The sequence below is a fragment of the Domibacillus mangrovi genome (genome assembly GCF_001906925.1).
Taxonomy (GTDB): domain Bacteria; phylum Bacillota; class Bacilli; order Bacillales; family Domibacillaceae; genus Domibacillus; species Domibacillus mangrovi.
The window spans coordinates 368,035-389,650 of sequence record NZ_MRWQ01000001.1 but is presented as its reverse complement, the minus strand read 5'-3'; the positions used below and the strand labels follow the sequence as shown (position 1 = coordinate 389,650).

Here is a 21,616-nt window from a genome sequence, read left to right as displayed (position 1 = left end):
CGTAATGGTGAAGACGCGCGATATGCGCGTTTTTTCTTTTGTGTAAATGCTCAATTGAAGGGAATACTACCTTTAAATGAGCATTAGAGGAGGCAGTAAAATGAAAACAGTATATGCCGAATTAACATTTGATGAAACGAAAATTTCAGGGGATATTCAATCTGAATTAAAAAGTACTCTTTCGAAACAGGGGATAACAGTTGTCGATGTAACAGATAAACAGTCAGGGGGTACGTCCTGTGAAAGTGGAATAGACAAAAAAGGCGGCTTTCAAGTGCAGTCTGATTTGAACTCAACAGGTGTAGGAGGCATGGTTTCACCTTAATACATAAGAGGAAGTCGATCAGCATCATGCTGATCGGCTTTTTTTAGGTAAGCAATCAATAGACACAGATTATTGGTTTTTTAAATAGGTTTTCAATTAATTTGATTGATAATGAATGTTTTCTTATGGAAGCGCTTGTATAATGAAGGAAACAAAAAGAACGGGGATGCAGGCAGTGTTGACAGAAGAATGTCATTTAAGAGAAGCACTAAAAACGAGCATTAAGGAGGCGTTAACATGATTTATACGTGTACGTTAAATCCAGCCGTCGACTATGTCGTACGAGTGGAGAACTTTCAAACAGGTGACTTAAATCGATCAGAAAGCGCCGATTTATATGCCGGTGGGAAAGGGATCAACGTGTCACGCTTATTAAAGCGGCTTGGCCACGAAACGTGCGCGATCGGATTTGTGGGCGGATTTACAGGTGAGTTCATTAAAAGTGAACTGGACCGTGAAGGTGTTTTCCATCGGTTTACATCTGTTAATGGCGTCACACGCATTAACGTAAAATTAAAATCAGGCACCGAAACAGAAATTAATGGGCCCACTCCAACTATTTTAGAAGAAGAGTCCAATCGACTTGTGCAGCTGACGGGAGAGTTGACAGAACATGACTGGCTTCATATTGGTGGCAGCATACCATCGTGCCTTCCTGCAGAATATGCAGGTACATTAATAGCCACTGCGCGTAAAAAGGGGGCACGTGTCGTCGTGGATACGAGCGGTGCGGCATTGAAAGCATTACTTCCCTATCACCCATTTTTTATTAAACCAAATCATCATGAGTTGAGCGAACTATTTAATACAAATGTTAACACGAAAGAAGAAGCGGCATTTATGGCGAAAAAATTAGTCGATGGCGGCATTGAAAATGTTATCGTTTCTATGGGTAGTGATGGAGCGGTTTTTGTGAACAATGAATCAATTTATTTTGCTACATCACCAAAAGGAAAGGTGAAAAATACAGTCGGAGCAGGCGATTCAATGGTTGCCGTGTTTATGGCGAAAATCGATGCTGGCCTTGAATCTCATGAAGCATTTCACTGGGCAGTTGCGGCTGGCAGTGCGACCGCATTTTCTGATGATTTATGTACGAAAGAAGAAGTAGAAGATGTCTATAGCCGTGTGGAAATTATAAAGGTAGAGCAAGAGGGATGGGCACACTGAAACGGTTCGACAAAAGGTTGAACCGCCTTTTTCATGGAAAAATGCAAGCGAAAAAGATAGTATTAAAAGAAAAGAGAAACGGGGAAAAAATGTGGGAAACTTATATGAGAAGCGAATAGCGATTACGGGTTCAAGAAAAATGGATGAAATGTGCACGATGGTTGAAAAAAAAGGCGGCATCCCGCTTGAGCGTCCGTTGCAGGAAACAATCAAGTGCACACCGGAAGAAATGAAAGCAGCTATTAAGTCTGTTACGCAAAATGGAACGGACTGGAGTATTTTCACAACAGGTATTGGTACCCATACGTTATTTGAAGCAGCTGAATCAATCGGATTGCTTGATGAATTCATACAAGTTATTGGCGCATCACGTATTGCCAGTCGTGGATATAAAACGGTTCAGGCATTGAAAAAGTATGGATTCACACCTGAAATTGTCGATGGGGATGGAACAAATGCAGGACTGCTTCACGCTCTTCAGGACGTTTCATTTAGCGGCCGCAATGTTTTTTTGCAATTGCATGGCGAACCTGTCCCTGCTCTTGAAAATACGTTGGTCGAAAAAGGAGCAAATTTATCATGCGTACTGCCCTATAAAACGACTGTTCCGAATCCAGCGATGGTCAGACAGCTTGTCGATGAGGTAATTGCAGGTGAGATTGAAGCAGTACTATTTACGGCTACCCCACAAGTACGCGTGCTGTTTCAAGAGGCGGAAAAACGCCAGTTGTCAACTGATTTGGCAAAAGCATTTAATGAAATAGCCTTAGCTGGATCCGTTGGAAAAGTGACGACAGGGACGTTACACGAGCATGGGGTCACACGTGTCGTCGCACCAGAGCATGAACGGATGGGCGCATTAATTGTCGCTATCGATGAGTATTATAAAGCTAATTGACTATTTTAGGAACAAACGTTTCCTTCTTAGCCCGTGTATGGTATGATAGAATGAACGAATCGTGTTTAAAGGAGACGAAAAATTGTACGAGTACATAAGAGGTTCTATTTCATTCATTGGACCAGAATATATTGTGATCGAAAACAGCGGCATTGGATACCGTCTTTTAACGCCAAATCCGTTTGCGTTTTCAAAATATGAACAAACAACTATGACTATTTATGTGTATCATCATGTGCGGGAAGATGCACAGCTTTTGTTTGGATTTATGACATCAGAGGAAAAGCGGCTGTTTGAAAAGCTGATCAGTGTATCTGGCATCGGACCAAAAGGAGCGCTTGCCGTACTTGCATCAGGGGAGCCATCACATGTAGTCGGCGCCATTGAACGGGAAGACGAACCCTATTTAATAAAGTTTCCGGGTATTGGTAAAAAAACAGCGCGCCAGATGATTCTTGATTTAAAAGGAAAGTTGGACGGTGTAACATTTGACGCGTCTTCAGGTCTATTTCAGCTTGAAAAAGAAGCAGTGGCCTTAGAGCCAGGGAATATGGAGTTGGAAGAAGCGCTTCTCGCACTGGAAGCACTTGGATACTCTGTGCGGGAAATTAAACGTATTTCCGCACGCCTTGAAAAAGAAAGCGTGATGTCAACGGATGACTACATTCGAAAAGGGCTGCAGCTGTTGCTTGGATAAAAGGGGAGGGCTTTCTATATGCTGGAGGATAATCGCGTACTCTCAGGTGGTGCTGGAGCTGATGAGCGGTTTGAAGAACAGTCGCTCCGTCCGCAAACACTAAATCAATATATTGGACAGGATCAAGTAAAACAAAATTTGTCTATTTTTATCGAAGCGGCTTTAAAAAGAGAAGAAACACTGGATCATGTATTATTGTACGGACCACCGGGACTCGGGAAAACGACGATGGCTGCCGTCATTGCGAACGAAATGGCTGCCGGATTCCGAACAACGTCGGGACCAGCAATTGAACGACCGGGGGATCTGGCTGCTGTATTAACGGCTCTTGCACCGGGTGATGTGCTGTTCATTGATGAAATTCATCGTCTGCCCCGCTCAATAGAAGAAGTATTGTATCCAGCGATGGAAGATTTTTGTCTTGATATTGTGATCGGCAAAGGGCCGGAAGCGCGCTCTGTCCGCCTTGATTTGCCGCCGTTTACGCTCATTGGTGCGACGACGCGTGCAGGTGCCTTGTCTGCCCCGCTTAGGGACCGATTTGGTGTTCATTCACGGCTTGAATATTATACGACAGAACAGTTGACGGATGTCGTGCTGCGGACGGCTGATATTTTCGGTACCATGATCGAAGAAGAAGGAGCGGAAGAACTGGCACGCCGCTCACGTGGCACGCCGCGAATAGCGAACCGCCTATTAAAACGTGTACGTGATTATGCGGAAGTGCGCGGTGATGGGAATATTACGCTTGATAAAGCAAATGAGGCACTTGAACTGCTGCAAGTCGATCGTCTTGGGCTCGATCATATTGACCATAAACTGCTCACGACCATTCTTAGCCGTTTTAAAGGAGGGCCAGTTGGACTTGATACGCTTGCGGCGAGCATCGGAGAAGAATCAACAACGATTGAAGATGTGTATGAGCCGTATTTATTACAAATCGGCTTCCTGCAAAGAACGCCGCGTGGGCGTGCTGCGCTGCCGGCTGCCTATGAACATTTTCATATGGAGATACCGGCACAATGACTGGAATGGGTAAACTATTCATGATCATTGGCGCTATTCTGCTTGTCGTTGGTATTTTGATGCAATTTACAAAACTTGGCCGGCTGCCCGGCGATATTATTATTAAAAAAGAAAATGCAACCATATATTTTCCAATTGTCACATCGATTGTTGCAAGCATTGTGCTGTCGCTTATATTTTATCTGGTTGGAAAATGGAAATAATTAGAGGTGTGAACATGAAAGTAGAAGATTTTGATTTTGATTTGCCGGAAGAGCTTATTGCGCAGACACCGCTCCTGCAACGTGCGGAAAGCCGGATGATGGTGCTGGACAAACAAACGGGCGACATCCAACATGACGTATTTAAACATATTGCTGATTACGTACAGCCTGGCGATTTGCTTGTTTTGAATAATACAAAAGTACTTCCGGCTCGTCTTCATGGGGTAAAAGAAGGAACTGGTGCGAATATCGAAGTCCTTCTTTTAAAACAGGACGAAAAAGATGTATGGGAAACGCTTGTGAAACCGGCGAAGCGTATTAAAGAAGGCAGCATCATTTCGTTCGGCGATGGAAAACTTCGCGCTGTGTGCACCGCTGAAAAAGAACATGGCGGCCGTATGCTTCACTTTGAATACGAGGGTATTTTTTATGAAGTGCTTGATGAACTTGGCGAAATGCCGCTTCCTCCTTATATAAAAGAACAGCTTGAAGAAAAAGACCGCTATCAGACAGTTTATGCAAAAGAACGTGGATCTGCAGCTGCACCGACGGCAGGGCTTCATTTTACAGAACAGCTGTTAAATGAATTAAAAGTACGAGGCGTACGCGTTGAGTTTATTACGCTGCACGTCGGTCTCGGAACATTCCGCCCAGTATCAGTGGATACGATTGAAGAACATGATATGCATGCGGAGTATTATACCATTTCGAAACAGACGGAAGATGCGATTCGTGAAACGAAAGAGAACGGCGGACGTGTGATTGCTGTCGGAACTACGTCTGTCCGCACGCTAGAAACAGCAGCGCGTGATGACGGTGCTGTAAAAGAATCGAATGGATGGACAAATATTTTTATTTATCCAGGGTTTGAATTTCGTGCAATTGATGGGATGATTACGAACTTTCATTTGCCAAAATCAACGCTTATTATGTTAATAAGTGCGCTCGCAGGACAAAAAGAAGTGCTAAAGGCATACGCTGAAGCCGTAAAAGAACAGTATCGCTTCTTCAGCTTTGGTGACGCGATGCTTATTATCGATACGAAAGGTGAGACTGACGATGACAGCCATTAAATATGAACTGATTAAAACGTGCAAGCAGACGGGTGCACGGCTAGGCCGCGTTCATACGCCGCACGGAAGCTTTGAAACACCCGTATTTATGCCAGTCGGCACGCTCGCAACGGTAAAAACAATGTCACCAGAAGACATTAAGCAAATGGGCGCGAACATTTTACTGAGTAACACGTACCACTTATGGCTTCGCCCGGGTCATGACATTGTGCAAGAAGCAGGTGGCCTCCATAAGTTTATGAATTGGGATGGCGCTATTTTAACGGATTCTGGCGGCTTCCAAGTCTTTTCATTAAGTAAATTCCGACAAATTGAAGAAGAAGGCGTTCATTTCCGCAACCATATAAACGGAGACAAATTATTCTTATCCCCAGAAAAAGCAATGGATATCCAGAATGCACTCGGTTCTGACATTATGATGGCGTTTGATGAGTGTCCGCCGTACCCAGCTGAATATGAATACATGAAAAAATCGGTTGAACGTACATCTCGCTGGGCAGAACGCTGTTTAACTGCGCATAAGCGTCCTGAAGACCAAGGATTGTTTGGCATTGTGCAGGGTGGAGAATACGAGGAACTACGTCGTCAAAGTGCGCGTGATCTCGTATCGCTTGATTTCCCAGGCTATGCGATTGGCGGTTTGTCCGTTGGGGAACCGAAAGACATTATGAATCGTGTGCTTGATTTTACAACGCCACATTTACCGGCAGATAAGCCACGTTATTTAATGGGTGTCGGTTCACCTGATTCATTAATTGATGGAGCGATGCGCGGCATTGATATGTTTGACTGCGTGCTGCCAACACGCATTGCCCGCAATGGCACATTAATGACAAGTGAAGGCCGTCTCGTTGTAAAAAATGCAAAATATGCGCGTGATTTTGGTCCACTCGATCCAAATTGTGACTGTTATACGTGTAAAAATTATTCACGTGCTTATATTCGTCATCTGCTTCATTGCAATGAAACGTTTGGAATTCGACTTACTACTTATCATAATCTTCATTTTCTGGTAAACTTAATGGAAAACGTACGTCAAGCGATCCGTGAGGACCGGCTTGGTGATTTCCGCGAGGAGTTCTTTGAGCAATACGGTTTCAACCGTCCGGATGCAAAAAACTTTTGACGTCTTCTGTTTTTGGAAAGGAGTGAAAAAATATGAATCAATTATCACAGTTTTTACCATTAATTGTTATGTTTGCGCTGTTTTATTTCTTGTTGATCCGTCCACAACGAAAGCGCCAGCGCCAAGTGTCAGAAATGCAAAACAACCTGCAAAAGGGAGATAAAATCGTCACGATTGGTGGACTTCACGGTAGAATCGAATCCTCTGATGAAAAAACGATCACGATCGTATGCGGTGACGGTACACGCTTAACGTATGACCGCGCATCTATACGGGAAGTTGTCGATAAAGGCAGCATTTAATCCTAAAACAGCCTCTAGAGCTATTGCTTCTAGAGGCTGTTTTTGTTACGAACGCCAGAACAGCAGTGTGGAAATATCTTTTTTCTTGAAAATACCAAGAGCAGCCGCGCCCAATACATACATAATGAAACAAGAGAGAATGCCGCTTAAAAGGTGGGGAACGGGTGGTTTATATAAAAATGGCGTAACTGCGTCCATTGCCAAATATGTAAAGACAACAAGGAGCATCATTTTTATATAAAGACCGTATTGCAATTTCATCGGAACAGCTTTTAGCATGGATGCTGTATGAAGAAGTGTGACGAGCACAATACTTGATGCAATTCCGATGGCGGCACCGGTAATGCCGAACTGGGGCTCCTTAGCGAATAAAAAGATGACGCATAGTTTTACAGCATTACCGAACAAGCTGTTCATCATCGCAGCACGGGACAAATTTAATGCTTGCAGGACAGCTTGCAGAGGTCCTTGGCAGTAATATAAAAGGAAAAATGGCGCCATAAGTTGAATTAAATCGGCTCCTTTTTCAGTATGATACATAATGGACATGAGCGGTTTTGAAAATAAAAATAGAACAATCACCGCAAAGCCGCCTGAAAAAAAACAAAACCGGATGGATTCATTAATACGCCAGGCAATCGCGCTGTACTTTTTTTTACTGAATGATTCACTAATGTCTGGAACGAGTGAAGAAGATAGTGCAAGTGTTAAAAAAGACGGCAAAAACATAAGTGGGAGTGCGTAGCCCGTTAACACACCATATTCTTTCATGGCTGCGCCTGCAGTCAGTCCGGCAATGGCTAGACTTTTGACGACAACGATCGGCTCCAAAAACCAGGCACCTGATCCGATCAGTCGACTGCCAACTGCCGGCAGAGCGGTTTCAGCTAATTCATTAGTCAACCGACGATTTGTTCTTTTCCCAGGCCATTTCCGCAGCTTCTGCCAATCTGGACGAAACGCCCCAAGCAAATAAAGAAGTGAAGCGAGTTCACCGGCAGAAGCAGCAGCCATCGCTCCGGCGGCCGCATATTCAATCCCGTATGGCAGAAGCATGCGTCCGGAGACAATAATAAGCGCAATCCGCACGACCTGCTCGATTAGTTGTGATAGTGCAGCAGGCTTCATATTCATCATGCCCTGAAAATAACCACGTAAAATCGATGAAATGGCTATAATCGGAATAGATGGTGCAATCGCATAAAGAGGAAAAACAGCACGTTTGTCATGAAAAAGCGTTTCAGCAAGATGTGGTGCAAGCAAGCAAAGAAGCGGTGTGAAAATGCATGCAAGCGATAAGGTGAAAAAAAGAGAACTCATTAAAATGTGTTTTCGCTGCTGATCATTTTCAGCAGCTGCAACACTTCTTGTGACAGCAATAGGCAATCCAAATTGGACAGCTGTGACGGTTAAAATAAATGCGGGAAATACGGCCATATACAGGCCGATCCCTTCTTCGCCAATTAAACGGGCAATGATCATTCTGTTTACGAAACCGAGTATTTTTACGAGGAAAATGGCCCCTGCCAGCCACATCGTTCCTTTTATAAATGATGACAATGTGCCACCGCCTTTTCTTGGAAAGTAATTGTAAAGAAAATATTGTATAATGAGATATATGTACAAAGAGGGACGAGCATGACAGGGGGGCATGATTGATGGACAAACATCCGTATGACACATATTACCGAAACCTTTTACCTGCATTGGTTAGTAAAGTGGAAGAATTTAAGCTATTTGATTATCATACAGTCAGTATTCAAACGCTTTGGCATTATTTAACGAAAAAGAAATGGGAAATTGTACAGGAAAAACCGGCAGTTTCTAAACTAGTTTCGGATATATTATCCGTGAAGCCGGGTGATTATATGAGTTTCACACAAGTAAGCGCTTATAAATCACCAGAATGGGGTACACCGCTTTCAGATGAAGAAATGACGAAACTATTTGAACCGCGTAAAAATAGTGTGTAAATTGACAGTCTCTTTTTTCTCATTCATAATGAATTGTGCTGATGAATTCTGGTGTTCGTTACCGGAATTTTTTTAATTAACTGGTTTTTAAGTCTGTTAAGGAGTGAAGATTGAAATGGTAAAGCGAAGCCGGATCATTGCCTTTTTTCTTGTTGTACTTGTCCTATTTGGTACGATGAGTGGAACAGCAAAAGATATTGTCAAAAATATTAAACTCGGTCTTGATTTGCAGGGCGGATTTGAAGTGTTGTATGAAGTGCAGCCTGCGAAAGAGGGACAGAAAATAACCGAGAGTGTTGTTTCTGACACATCAAAAGCGCTTGATCAGCGAATCAATGTGCTCGGCGTAAGTGAACCGAGCATTCAAGTGGAAAATGGAAACCGAATTCGTGTTCAGCTCGCGGGTGTGGAAGATCAGGAAGAGGCCCGCAGTATTCTTTCTACACAGGCGAATCTTTCATTTCGTGATGTGAATGATAAATTGATGCTGGATGGAAGTGATTTAGTAGAAGGAGGGGCTGATCAATCTTTTACTCAAACGGGCCAGCCTAACATTGTACTAAAGTTAAAAGATAGCAACAAGTTCAAAAAGGTAACAGAAGAAATATTAGCGAAGGCTCCAAATAATCAGCTCGTAATTTGGCTTGATTTTGAAGAGGGAGTCGACTCTTACGCATCGGAGATCCAAAAAGAAAATCCGAAATTTTTATCCAATCCTAATGTGAATGAAGTATTGAGTTCTGACCAAGTTACGATCGAAGGAAGTTACACAGTTGAAGAAGCCCAATCTCTTGCTGATTTATTGAATGCGGGTGCCCTTCCAGTAAAACTGAATGAAATTTATTCGACATCTGTTGGTGCTCAGTTCGGTGAACAGGCGCTTGATCAAACGGTCTTTGCCGGTATTGTTGGGATAGCGATCATTTTCTTATTTATGCTGTTGTATTATCGCGTACCTGGTGCCGTCGCTATTGTGACATTATCCGTCTATATTTACCTTGTTCTGCTTATCTTCGATTTAATGAATGGTGTGTTAACATTACCTGGTATTGCCGCACTTATTCTCGGTGTCGGGATGGCTGTCGATGCGAATATTATCACGTATGAGCGGATTCGAGAAGAATTAAAAATTGGCCGTTCGGTGAAAGCTGCCTTCCATACAGGCAGCCAAAATGCATTTTTAACGATTCTCGATGCGAACGTGACAACACTCCTTGCCGGCGGCGTACTCTTTTATTTCGGGACAAGCTCGGTTAAAGGGTTTGCAACAGTCCTTATTATTAGTATTTTAATGAGTTTTATTACTGCCGTATGGGGATCGCGTTTACTTTTGGACCTCCTTGTGAACAGCAATTGGCTGAAAGATAAACCGGGATTGTTTGGAGTGAAGAAATCCGATATTCACCCGATCAGTAAAGGGTACGATGCGCTCGATTTGACGACAAAATTTGACAAGATCGATTTTGTTCGACATCATCGAAAACTGTTTGTATTGTCTGCAGTGGCGATTGTAGCTGGAATGATTGTACTCGGTGTTTTTCGCTTAAATCTTGGCATTGATTTCTCAAGCGGTTCACGCATGGAATTGCTTTCAAATAAGCCGCTGACTGAACAGGTGGTCGAAGCGGAACTCGATAAGCTCGGTTTTGTAGCAGAAAAAATTACGATTGGCGGCGAAGATGACACTATTGCTTCCGCTCGATTTAAAGAAACGTTGTCGCAAGATGATATCGCGATAGTGAAAACCGCTCTCGGTGAGACGTTTGGTGCTGATCCAAATGTAAGTACCGTTTCACCTATTGTCGGAAAAGAACTGGCGAAAAACGCTATGATGGCACTTGCAATTGCAGCAGTTGGGATTATTTTATATGTGGCTTTACGCTTCGAAATCTACATGGGTGTAGCCGCGATCCTTGCGCTCTTGCATGATGTGTTTTTCATCATTGCTTTCTTTAGCATAACGCGTCTGGAAGTCGATATTACATTTATTGCGGCGGTCTTGACGATTGTCGGATACTCGATTAATGATACGATCGTGACATTTGACCGGATACGGGAAAACTTAGCGAAAAAACGAGTCATTAAAGCGCCAGAAGAACTGGATGAAATTATCAATAAGAGTTTGCGTCAAACGTTGGCACGTTCTATCAACACAGTCTTAACGGTTGTCATTGCGGTTATCGCACTGATTATTTTCGGCAGCCCGTCTATTTTGAACTTCTCGATTGCGCTGCTTATCGGTTTAATCGGTGGTGCGTATTCATCTATTTTTATTGCTGCTCAATGCTGGCTCATTTGGAAAAAGAAAGAATTGAAGAAGAAAGGAAAGCTCATTACGTATAAAGAAAAAAATATGAATAAAGATGAGCTTCAAGTATAAGCAAAAAGCGAGGGGGATTAACGGCCCTCGCTTTTTTTATTTGAACAAATGGTTCATTTGAATCGATTATCCGGATGGACAATGAAAAAAGACATGCATGACTTGAGGCTAGAGTACGGTAAAATGGATTTTCCTAAAGCAAATTCAACTCGGTTAATCTGGGGTGGTGAATAATAAACCGGTGTCAAGACGAATAAAACCCTGTTTTGACACCGGTTTTTTCTCGTTGTTGTCAATTGGGAAAGTGCGCCGTATAATGAGAGGGTTATGGGGTGAAATTTATGTTGAAATCGAAAATGCGCTGGATCGTTCGTGATATGGATCGGCAAAAAAATGAAAAATTCGCTACGGAAATCGAGATGAGCCCACTTGCGGCTTCATTGCTTTTAAGCCGCGGCATTGATAATGTTTCAGAGGCACGTGCATTTTTATATGAAGAAGGAGTTTCATTTCACGATCCATATTTATTAAAAGATATGGACAAAGCAATTGGACGAATGAAGCAGGCGAAAGAACACAATGAGCCTGTTCTTGTTTTTGGTGATTATGATGCCGATGGTGTAAGCAGTACGGCTGTCTTAATGACAGCTCTTCGCGATTATGGCATTCAGGCAGATTATTACATACCAAACCGATTTACAGAAGGGTATGGACCGAATGAACAGGCTTTCCGCAATGCGAAAGAAAGTGGATTCGGTTTAATTATAACAGTTGATACAGGTATTTCAGCTGTTCATGAGGCGCAAGTAGCCAAAGAAATTGGCATTGATTTAATCATTACCGATCACCATGAACCAGGTCCCAAATTACCTGAAGCACTTGCAATTATTCATCCGAAACATCCTGATGGATCGTACCCATTTGGTTATTTAGCAGGTGTGGGTGTTGCATTCAAAGTGGCCCATGCACTGTATGGACAAGTGCCGGAGCAATTACTGGATCTTGCAGCTATCGGTACGATTGCAGACCTTGTGCCATTGAATGGGGAGAACAGATTGCTGGCGAAAAAAGGGCTAGCAGCTCTTCGCCAATCCGATCGTCCGGGCATCATTGCCATGTGCAAGCAAATGGGGACAGAACAGTCTTCGATTAACGAAGAAACAGTCGGTTTTATGATCGGGCCACGGATTAATGCAGCTGGGCGTCTAGATGATGCTGGACCTGCCGCTGATTTAATGATGACCGAAGATATGGAAGAAGCGCTCATGCTTGCAGAAGAAATTGATGCAATGAATAAAGAACGGCAGTCCATTGTCAACGAAATGGCGAAAGAAGCGATTGACATCGTGAACCGTGATTATCCACCTGATCAATTTCCAGTTATTATTGTTGGCAAAGAAGGCTGGAATCCAGGTGTCGTCGGCATTGTCGCTTCACGATTGACGGACACGTTTTATCGCCCGGCAATCGTGCTTGGCTTTGATCGTGAAAAAGGCATCGCGAAAGGTTCGGCCCGAAGTATTAAAGGGTTTGATTTATTTCAAAGCTTATCTGCTTGTCGTGATATTTTACCTCATTTTGGCGGCCATCCAATGGCTGCAGGGATGACATTATCGATTGATGATGTGGATGAATTGCGCAGTAGAATGGTGAAAATGGCTAAAGAAACATTAACAGAAGAAGATTTTATACCCATTGTGAATGTTGATGCGGAGGCGGATATAGTTGATGTATCCGTACAGAGCATTGAAGAACTGCAAAAATTAGCACCATTCGGTATGAATAACTCGAGGCCACTTTTTTTTATTAAAGATGTGAAACTGGCAACGATGAAAAAAATCGGAGCGAACCAGACGCATTTAAAAGTAGCACTGGAACGAGAGGGGCAGACGATTGACGGTGTCGGATTTGGCATGGGTGAATATGCTGATCAAATTGCCAAAACGTCCGACGTTTCAGTAATCGGTGAGCTGTCAATCAACGAATGGAATAATATGCGCCGTCCGCAGCTTATGCTTCGTGATATGCGTGTGGATGATTGTCAATTGTTTGATATGCGCGGTGGACAGCCGGTATCAAAATGGTATGCGGATGTACCGGAAAACCGAATGGGCATTGTATTTTCAACAAAAATAAAAACAGCAGATCCATCTATTTATACGTTGACAACAATCGCTGAAGCGGCTGCCTTATCAATTGATGAAAAGAATGTTGTATTCATTGATTTACCGGAAGACGAATCGATCATTCAAGCTCTTCTCAGAGGTAAAAATCCGGCTCGTATTTATGCGCATTTTAATAGCCGGGAAGGCCATTTTTTCAGTACAATACCGACGCGTGATCATTTCAAACGATATTATGCCTTTTTGAATCAACGAGAATCGTTTGATGTGAAAAATCAAGGTGATTTATTTGCCAAAAAGCAAGGCTGGTCGTATGATACAATTCGTTTCATGTCAAAAGTGTTTTTAGAGCTTGGGTTTATTAAAATAAACGAAGGAAAGATTGAAGTGCAAAAAGGGGCAGAAAAGCGTGATTTAGGCGAATCACCTGCATACAACCGTAAGCAGACGCAATATAAGCTAGAACAGAAGCTTCTATATTCGTCTTATCGTGAACTGAAAGACGTGATCGATGAATGGATCAAACAGCCTGCTTCATACAGGGAGGAACGAACGTAATGAATTTACAAGACTATATTAACATCGTGCCGGATTGGCCAAAGCCAGGCGTGCAATTTAAAGATATTACACCGTTAATGGGCAATGGCGATGCGTTCCGTTATGCGACGGATCAAATTGTTGAGTATGCGCGTAAAAAAGAAATTGATCTCGTAGTTGGTCCGGAAGCGCGTGGTTTTATCGTCGGCTGTCCAGTAGCATACTCTCTTGGTGTTGGTTTTGCTCCTGTTCGTAAAGAAGGCAAATTGCCCCGTGAAACGATCAAAGTAGAATATGGCCTTGAGTATGGAAAAGATGTATTGACGATTCATAAAGATGCGGTGAAACCTGGCCAGCGCGTATTAATCACGGATGATTTACTTGCAACAGGCGGTACGATCGATGCAACAATCAAACTGGTTGAGCAGCTAGGCGGCGTCGTAGCCGGCATTGCATTCTTAATTGAATTAAATTATTTGAATGGCCGTGCGAATCTGGATGGATATGATATTTTAACCCTCCTTACTTACGAGTGATTTGACAAAATAAGCCCGAATCATAAAAAAAGTGCAGGATAGCTTTACATCCTGCACTTTTTTTTCGATAATAAGAACAATTAGTTTTTTCTGAAAGGGCGAAGGTGAACAAAGCATATGGCGAAAGACCAGATATTAACCGCCGATCAGGTCATTGACTTGACTCGTAGCTATTTGAACGCGGAACACGTCGAATTTGTCCGTAAAGCATATGAATATGCAAAAGAGGCTCATAAGCATCAGTTCCGCAAATCAGGTGAGCCATATATAATTCACCCGATTCAAGTAGCCGGTATTCTTGCTGATTTAGAAATGGACCCGGCGACGGTGGCTTCAGGCTTTCTTCATGATGTGGTGGAAGATACAGAAGTTACACTGCAGGATTTGACGGATGTGTTCAATCCGGAAGTAGCGATGCTTGTCGACGGTGTAACAAAGCTAGGAAAAATTAAATACAAATCAAAAGAAGAGCAGCAGGCGGAAAATCACCGGAAAATGTTTATCGCTATGGCACAAGATATCCGGGTTATTTTAATTAAGCTCGCTGATCGTCTTCATAATATGCGGACATTGAAACATTTGCCGCAGGAAAAACAGCGCCGCATTTCCAATGAAACATTGGAAATTTTTGCACCGCTCGCTCATCGTCTCGGAATGTCGAAAATTAAATGGGAACTTGAAGATATAGCACTCCGTTATTTAAATCCGCAGCAATATTACCGGATTGTGAATTTAATGAAGCGAAAGCGCGATGAACGAGAGCAATATTTAGACGATGTTATTGATGAGATGCGGACTGGTCTTAAAAATATGGATATTACAGCGGAAATTTCTGGTCGACCTAAACATATTTATAGTATTTACCGGAAGATGGCAATTCAGCATAAGCAATTCAATGAAATTTATGATTTGCTCGCAGTCCGGATCGTTGTAGACAGCATTAAAGACTGCTATGCAGCACTCGGCATTATTCATACGTGTTGGAAACCGATGCCTGGAAGGTTTAAAGATTATATTGCGATGCCGAAAACAAATATGTACCAGTCGCTTCATACGACGATCATCGGTCCAAAAGGGGACCCGCTTGAAGTACAGATCCGCACGAAAGAGATGCATCGTATTGCTGAGTTTGGGGTAGCGGCACATTGGGCGTATAAAGAAGGCCGCACAGTAGATGAACATTCATCGTTTGAAAAGAAAATGACCTGGTTCAGGGAGATTCTTGACTTCCAGAACGAATCACAGGATGCCGAAGAATTTATGGAATCATTGAAAATTGATTTATTTTCCGATATGGTGTTTGTTTTTACACCGAAAGGCGATGTGTTGGAACTACCTGCGGGTTCTGTGCCCATTGACTTTGCGTACCGAATTCACTCGGAAATTGGCAATAAAACGATCGGTGCAAAAGCGAATGGTAAAATGGTTACACTTGATTATAAATTAAAAACAGGCGATATTATGGAAGTGCTCACATCGAAACATTCGTACGGTCCAAGCAAAGATTGGATTAAAATGGCTCAGACATCGCAGGCGAAAAATAAAATCCGCCAGTTTTTCAAAAAGCAAAACCGTGAAGAAAATGTGGAAAAAGGCCGCGAAATGGTGGAACGTGAAATTAAAGCCATGGAATTTGATGTGAAAGAAGTCATCACGCAGCAAAATTTAAAACGTGTCGCAGAAAAATTCAACTTTTTAAATGAAGAAGATATGTATGCGGCAGTTGGTTACAATGGCGTTACTGCCTTACAAGTCGCAAACCGACTAACAGAAAAATTGCGGAAGCGGCGCGATTTAGAAGTGGCTAATCAAGAAGTCGTCAAAGAAATTAAAGCACCGCCGAGTCCCTCCGCTCAAAAGAAAAATGCTGGCGTAACAGTGAAAGGGATCGACAATTTACTTATTCGTTTATCTCGCTGCTGTAATCCAGTTCCCGGTGATGAAATTGTTGGGTATATTACGAAAGGTCGCGGTGTTTCTGTTCACCGTAAAGATTGTCCGAACGTCAAGGCAGAGGAAGATACGGAAAACCGGCTTATTTCAGTTGAATGGGAATCGGGTGCCGCAAACCAGAAAGAGTATTTGGTGGATATCGAAATTTCTGGCTATGACCGCCAGGGACTACTCAATGAAGTACTTCAGGCAGTCAGTGAAGCAAAAACGAATATTTCCGCAGTGTCTGGACGGTCTGATCGCAATAAAATGGCGAAAATTGATATGTCCATTTATATACGCAACGTGAATCATTTGCAAAAAGTGGTTGAACGTGTGAAGCAAATTCCAGAGATTTATGCAGTCCGTCGAATTATGAATTGATAGAAGGTGTTATGCAAATGAAAATTGTCTTACAGCGAAGTAAACAAGCATCTGTAGCAGTAGATGGAGAAGTAGCAGGGAGCATTGAATCGGGCCTTGTTTTGCTTGTTGGTATTACACATGACGATACAGACAAAGACGCTGCCTGGCTTGCAGAAAAAGTCATCAACTTGCGTATTTTTGAAGATGAAAGCGGCAAAATGAATGAATCGCTGCTTGACCGTGGCGGTTCGATTTTATCTGTTTCACAATTTACGCTTTATGGTGACTGCAAAAAGGGCCGCCGTCCGAATTTTATGGCGGCAGCTGGCGGTGAACAAGCGAATCTTTTATATGAACAGTTTAACAATATGATACAGGAAAAAGGTGTACACGTGGAAACGGGTGTATTTGGTGCTATGATGGATGTATCGCTTGTCAACGATGGACCTGTCACGCTCATTCTCGATAGCAAAGCGTAAATCGTGCTTGAAAAATAGGCAAAAGTTTTTTATAATTCTTTCATTGGGCTTTGCAGGTCGCAGGTTATAAAGGCGTTGTGACAGGAAGTCATGATCATGTATCTAATTATAAAAGCCATTGATGAAGAAAAGTAATGAAAGCTTGACCGGACAGAGAAAAATGCCAAGACTGAGAGCATTTACGGTGCATCTTCATGAAAAGACACTTCTGAGGCGTTTTTCTGAATAATAGTAGGAAAAACCGCGTATTGCGTTATCAAAAAAGTGAAAGCTTCGGCTTTAACGAGGGTGGCACCGCGGAAAACTTCCGTCCCTGCAAATATTTGTAGGGATGGAAGTTTTTTTATGTGCTTATATACATACATGAGGAGGAATGAACATGTCAGTGAAGGTTCCACGCGGCACACAAGATATTTTACCAGGGCAATCGGAAAAATGGCAGTATATTGAATCGATTGCAAAAGATGTATGCCGCCGTTATCACTATAAGGAAATTCGGACACCAATATTTGAGCATACAGAACTATTTACGAGAAGTGTCGGGGATACAACCGATATTGTTCAAAAGGAAATGTACACGTTTGAAGATCGTGGCGAAAGAAGTTTAACTCTTCGTCCAGAAGGTACGGCAGCTGTTGTCCGTTCATTTGTTGAAAATAAAATGTTCGGCATACCAGATCAGCCGACTAAATTATTTTATACAGGTCCGATGTTCCGCTACGAACGTCCGCAATCTGGCCGCTATCGTCAGTTTGTCCAGTTCGGTGTCGAAGCAATAGGCAGTGAAGACCCGGCGATTGACGCTGAGGTAATAGCGCTTATCATGGATATTTATAAGTCAGCGGGACTGAAAAAGCTCAAACTTGTCATCAATTCACTGGGCGATGCTGAAAGCCGGAATGCGCACCGAGAAGCGCTCATTGCACACTTTGAGCCACGCATCGATGAATTTTGTACAGACTGCCAGACGCGTCTGGCAAAAAATCCGCTTCGCATTCTTGATTGCAAAAAAGATCGTGATCATGAACTTATGGCAACGGCACCGTCGATTCTTGATTACTTAAACGATGAATCAAAAGCATATTTTGCGAAAGTGACGAGTTATTTGGATGCAATTGGCATAGCGTATACGATTGATCCGAAGCTCGTTCGCGGTCTTGATTATTACAATCACACCGCTTTTGAAGTGATGAGCGAAGCGGAAGGGTTTGGTGCGATTACGACGCTTTGCGGCGGCGGCCGTTACAATGGCCTCGTACAGGATCTTGGCGGACCAGAATCACCAGGTATCGGATTTGCATTCAGTATTGAACGGTTTATTGCTGCAATGGAAGCAGAGAGGACCGAGTGGCCAGTTGACAGTGGATTGGATTGTTTTATCGTCGCAATCGGTATGGAGGCAAAGGACCATTCTGTCGCTCTCGTACACGAACTTCGAACAGCTGGACTTTCAGCAGACCGCGACTATCAGGACCGGAAAATGAAAGCACAGCTGAAAGCATCTGACCGTCAAAAAGCAAGATTCACGGCTATTCTCGGTGAAGACGAGCTAGCTGAAAAAAGGATTACAGTAAAAGATATGGCAGAAGGATCACAGGACAATGTTTTACTTTCAGAGCTGACAGATTATTTGAAAACAAAAATGGAGGCGAACTAAATGTTTGGAAGATCATATTATTGCGGTGAAATGACCGAGCAGCATATTGGAGAAGAAGTAACATTAAAAGGATGGGTGCAGCGCCGCCGTGACTTAGGAAGCGTCATTTTTATCGATTTACGCGACCGTACAGGCATTATGCAAATCGTGTTTAACCCAGAAATTTCTGGAGAAGCACTTGCCATCGCTGAAAAAGTACGCAATGAATACGTGCTTGATATTAAAGGGAAAATTGTGAAGCGTGACGCGGAAACGATTAATGAAAACATTGCAACAGGTACGATTGAAGTACATGTAACAGAAATCAATGTATTAAGCGAAGCGAAAACACCGCCATTTATGATTGAAGATGGCATGGAAGTATCAGAAGACATCCGTTTGAAATACCGTTACATGGATCTTCGCCGTCCGGTTATGTTTGATACGTTGAAAATGCGCAGCGACGTAACAAAAACAATCCGTGATTATTTAGATGACGGTGGCTTTCTTGATGTTGAAACACCGATTTTAACAAAATCAACACCAGAAGGCGCCCGTGACTATTTAGTGCCAAGCCGTGTTCATCCAGGTGAATTTTATGCATTGCCGCAGTCGCCGCAAATTTTCAAACAGTTATTGATGGTATCTGGTGTTGACCGTTACTATCAAATCGCCCGCTGCTTCCGTGATGAAGATTTGCGTGCAGACCGTCAACCTGAATTCACACAAGTAGATATTGAAGCGAGCTTTATGAGTCAGGAAGATATTATGCAAATGACAGAAGAAATGCTAAAACGTGTTGTGAAACGTGTGAAAAATATTGACATTACGGATTCATTCCAACGCATGACATACGCCGAAGCGATGAATCGTTTCGGATCTGACAAGCCTGATACACGTTTCGCTCTTGAACTTATTGATATGGCGGATGTTGTTCGCGGCTCCGGTTTTAAAGTATTTGCGCAGGTTGTTGAATCTGGAGGTCAAGTAAAAGCACTTAACGTACCAGGCGGCGGTGTGAAATATTCACGTAAAGACATCGATCATTTGACTGAATTTGCAGCGATATATGGCGCAAAAGGTCTTGCTTGGCTTAAAGTCGAAGAGGATGGATTAAAAGGTCCGATCATTAAATTCTTTACAGAAGAAGAACAGGCAAAAATGCTTGAAACAGCCGGCGCCAAAACAGGAGACTTAATTATGTTTGTAGCGGATAAAAAGCAAATCGTTGCGGATGCTTTAGGTGCTCTTCGTTTGAAACTTGGAAAAGAACTGGGCATGATCGATGAATCAAAATACAACTTCCTTTGGGTGACAGACTGGCCGCTTCTTGAGTATGATGAAGAAGAAGGACGTTACTATGCGGCTCACCATCCGTTCACGATGCCTGCCCGTGAAGATTTGGATAAACTCGAATCAGATCCAGGTGCTGTTCATGCGCAAGCGTATGATATCGTCTTGAATGGTTATGAACTCGGGGGCGGTTCAATCCGTATTTTTGAACGCGATATTCAAGAAAAAATGTTTAAACTACTTGGATTTACAGACGAACAAGCGAGAGAGCAATTTGGATTCTTACTTGAAGCATTTGAATACGGTACACCTCCGCATGGCGGGATTGCCTTAGGTCTTGATCGTATGGTTATGCTTCTTGCCGGCCGTACAAATTTACGTGACACGATTGCTTTCCCGAAAACGGCGAGTGCTTCATGTGTCTTGACAAATGCACCGGGTGAAGTATCTGAAGGACAGCTGGAAGAATTACATTTGCGTGTACGTCAAACAGCTAAATAAGAAAGAAGAAGTAAATATTTTAAATTTTCTGATTAATTAAGTTTCTAGAGTTGACTGCTGAAAAAACGTATGATAGTATGTAATCAGAAAGGCGAATCCTGATGTGTACGTTAGTTTTTCTATCTGTTTTGACCGAACGCAATATGTTTAGGGAGTCCGGGTTTTTGGACAGCGCACATGCCCTTTGCGGGGACTTGCAACGACTAAAGCAGGGCACCCACCTGCGAGTGAGCGGGTTCAAAACATATAATCTTACACGACGGCATAATTGGGATTCGCCGTCTTTTTTTATGTCCAAAACAGGAGTGAGTGTACATGCTTCATCAATTTTCACGAAATGAACTAGCCTTCGGAAAAGAAGGGCTTGATTTATTAAAACATACAACAGTGGCCGTGCTCGGAATTGGCGGCGTTGGCTCGTTTTCAGCAGAAGCCCTTGCCCGTTCGGGTGTTGGTCGTTTAATTCTCGTTGACAAAGACGTTATTGATATTACAAATATAAATCGCCAGCTGCCTGCACTATTATCAACAGTCGGCCAGCCAAAAGCGGATTTAATGAAAGAGCGTATTGCGGATATTAATCCAGACTGTGAAGTTATCGCGCTGAAAATGTTTTATACAGAAGAAACGTATGAACAATTTTTTAATTATAATCTTGATTTTGTTGTGGATGCATCTGATACAATTTCATACAAAATTCATTTAATGATAGAATGTTTAAAACGTGATATACCGATTATTTCAAGCATGGGTGCAGCCAATAAAATGGATCCAACCCGTTTTACCATTGCAGATATTTCCAAAACGCACACGGATCCTCTTGCAAAGGTGATTCGGACACGCCTTCGGAAAGAAGGCATTAAAAAAGGCATACCTGTCGTCTTTTCTGATGAAAGCCCAATTGTTATTCGCGAAGATGTACGCAAGGTTGTTGGCAATGATGACGCGGAAATTCGCAAAGCGAAAATGCCGCCGGCGTCCAACGCATTTGTTCCATCTGTCGCTGGATTAATTATGGCGAGCTATGTCGTACGGGAAGTGTTAAAAGACATTAAAATAGCCCGCGTAAATGATTAATGCCATCCTTTAAAACAGGATGG

General features: G+C 42.8%; 19 protein-coding genes, 1 other RNA gene and 1 other annotated feature. Of the genes, 19 read left to right on the top strand and 1 reads right to left on the bottom strand.

Going from position 1 to position 21,616, the window contains the following annotated elements:
* The first annotated feature begins 100 nt into the window (after positions 1 to 100).
* From BLL40_RS01980 to yajC, 9 genes are all read left to right on the top strand, one after another.
* Positions 101 to 325, top strand: a complete 225-nt coding sequence (locus BLL40_RS01980) for a hypothetical protein (protein ID WP_073710220.1) — start codon at positions 101 to 103, stop codon at positions 323 to 325.
* 237 nt (positions 326 to 562) lie between these two features.
* Positions 563 to 1,495, top strand: a complete 933-nt coding sequence (gene pfkB / locus BLL40_RS01975; RefSeq protein ID WP_073710219.1) for a 1-phosphofructokinase — start codon at positions 563 to 565, stop codon at positions 1,493 to 1,495.
* A 91-nt stretch (positions 1,496 to 1,586) separates the two neighbouring features.
* Positions 1,587 to 2,393, top strand: a complete 807-nt coding sequence (locus BLL40_RS01970) for a uroporphyrinogen-III synthase (RefSeq protein ID WP_083566200.1) — start codon at positions 1,587 to 1,589, stop codon at positions 2,391 to 2,393.
* Between the two features lie 82 nt (positions 2,394 to 2,475).
* The gene (gene ruvA, locus BLL40_RS01965; protein ID WP_073710217.1) at positions 2,476 to 3,090 is read left to right on the top strand and encodes a Holliday junction branch migration protein RuvA; all 615 of its coding nucleotides are present in this window, start codon (positions 2,476 to 2,478) and stop codon (positions 3,088 to 3,090) included.
* Positions 3,091 to 3,108: 18 nt separating this feature from the next.
* Positions 3,109 to 4,116: a Holliday junction branch migration DNA helicase RuvB gene (gene ruvB, locus BLL40_RS01960; protein WP_073710216.1), complete on the top strand. Its 1,008-nt coding sequence runs from the start codon at positions 3,109 to 3,111 to the stop codon at positions 4,114 to 4,116.
* The gene (locus BLL40_RS01955; RefSeq protein ID WP_073710215.1) at positions 4,113 to 4,319 is read left to right on the top strand and encodes a DUF2905 domain-containing protein; all 207 of its coding nucleotides are present in this window, start codon (positions 4,113 to 4,115) and stop codon (positions 4,317 to 4,319) included. The genes ruvB and BLL40_RS01955 overlap by 4 nt, the downstream gene beginning before the upstream one ends.
* 14 nt (positions 4,320 to 4,333) lie before the next feature.
* Complete coding sequence (gene queA, locus BLL40_RS01950; protein ID WP_073710214.1) at positions 4,334 to 5,392, top strand: tRNA preQ1(34) S-adenosylmethionine ribosyltransferase-isomerase QueA; 1,059 nt, start codon at positions 4,334 to 4,336, stop codon at positions 5,390 to 5,392.
* Positions 5,379 to 6,518, top strand: coding sequence for a tRNA guanosine(34) transglycosylase Tgt (gene tgt / locus BLL40_RS01945; RefSeq protein ID WP_073710213.1), 1,140 nt, complete (start codon positions 5,379 to 5,381; stop codon positions 6,516 to 6,518). Before queA ends, tgt begins: the two co-directional genes overlap by 14 nt.
* 32 nt (positions 6,519 to 6,550) lie before the next feature.
* On the top strand, positions 6,551 to 6,820 hold the full coding sequence (gene yajC / locus BLL40_RS01940) for a preprotein translocase subunit YajC (protein WP_073710212.1): 270 nt from the start codon (positions 6,551 to 6,553) through the stop codon (positions 6,818 to 6,820).
* 45 nt (positions 6,821 to 6,865) lie between these two features.
* On the opposite strand, the gene spoVB is transcribed toward yajC, so the two are convergent.
* Positions 6,866 to 8,380, bottom strand: coding sequence for a stage V sporulation protein B (spoVB, locus tag BLL40_RS01935; protein WP_073710211.1), 1,515 nt, complete (start codon positions 8,378 to 8,380; stop codon positions 6,866 to 6,868).
* Between the two features lie 98 nt (positions 8,381 to 8,478).
* Between spoVB and BLL40_RS01930 the strand changes: the two genes are divergently transcribed.
* From BLL40_RS01930 to BLL40_RS01885, 10 genes are all read left to right on the top strand, one after another.
* Positions 8,479 to 8,793: a post-transcriptional regulator gene (locus BLL40_RS01930; protein WP_083566196.1), complete on the top strand. Its 315-nt coding sequence runs from the start codon at positions 8,479 to 8,481 to the stop codon at positions 8,791 to 8,793.
* 115 nt (positions 8,794 to 8,908) lie between these two features.
* The gene (gene secDF, locus BLL40_RS01925; RefSeq protein ID WP_073710209.1) at positions 8,909 to 11,173 is read left to right on the top strand and encodes a protein translocase subunit SecDF; all 2,265 of its coding nucleotides are present in this window, start codon (positions 8,909 to 8,911) and stop codon (positions 11,171 to 11,173) included.
* 281 nt (positions 11,174 to 11,454) lie between these two features.
* Entirely contained in the window at positions 11,455 to 13,794 is a 2,340-nt protein-coding gene (gene recJ / locus BLL40_RS01920) for a single-stranded-DNA-specific exonuclease RecJ (protein WP_073710208.1), read from the top strand.
* Positions 13,794 to 14,309, top strand: coding sequence for an adenine phosphoribosyltransferase (locus BLL40_RS01915; protein WP_073710207.1), 516 nt, complete (start codon positions 13,794 to 13,796; stop codon positions 14,307 to 14,309). The genes recJ and BLL40_RS01915 overlap by 1 nt, the downstream gene beginning before the upstream one ends.
* Before the next feature lie 117 nt (positions 14,310 to 14,426).
* Positions 14,427 to 16,625: a RelA/SpoT family protein gene (locus BLL40_RS01910; protein ID WP_073710206.1), complete on the top strand. Its 2,199-nt coding sequence runs from the start codon at positions 14,427 to 14,429 to the stop codon at positions 16,623 to 16,625.
* Positions 16,626 to 16,642: 17 nt separating this feature from the next.
* Positions 16,643 to 17,086, top strand: a complete 444-nt coding sequence (dtd, locus tag BLL40_RS01905; protein WP_073710205.1) for a D-aminoacyl-tRNA deacylase — start codon at positions 16,643 to 16,645, stop codon at positions 17,084 to 17,086.
* 109 nt (positions 17,087 to 17,195) lie between these two features.
* Positions 17,196 to 17,404 (top strand) — a binding site (T-box leader).
* Positions 17,405 to 17,465: 61 nt separating this feature from the next.
* On the top strand, positions 17,466 to 18,743 hold the full coding sequence (gene hisS, locus BLL40_RS01900; RefSeq protein WP_073710204.1) for a histidine--tRNA ligase: 1,278 nt from the start codon (positions 17,466 to 17,468) through the stop codon (positions 18,741 to 18,743).
* Positions 18,744 to 20,516 (top strand): aspartate--tRNA ligase, encoded by a 1,773-nt coding sequence (gene aspS, locus BLL40_RS01895; protein WP_073710203.1) that lies wholly within the window; start codon positions 18,744 to 18,746, stop codon positions 20,514 to 20,516.
* A 92-nt stretch (positions 20,517 to 20,608) separates the two neighbouring features.
* Positions 20,609 to 20,795, top strand: a non-coding RNA gene (gene ssrS, locus BLL40_RS01890) — 6S RNA.
* 36 nt (positions 20,796 to 20,831) lie between these two features.
* Positions 20,832 to 21,593: a tRNA threonylcarbamoyladenosine dehydratase gene (locus tag BLL40_RS01885; RefSeq protein ID WP_073710202.1), complete on the top strand. Its 762-nt coding sequence runs from the start codon at positions 20,832 to 20,834 to the stop codon at positions 21,591 to 21,593.
* Positions 21,594 to 21,616 lie beyond the last annotated feature (23 nt).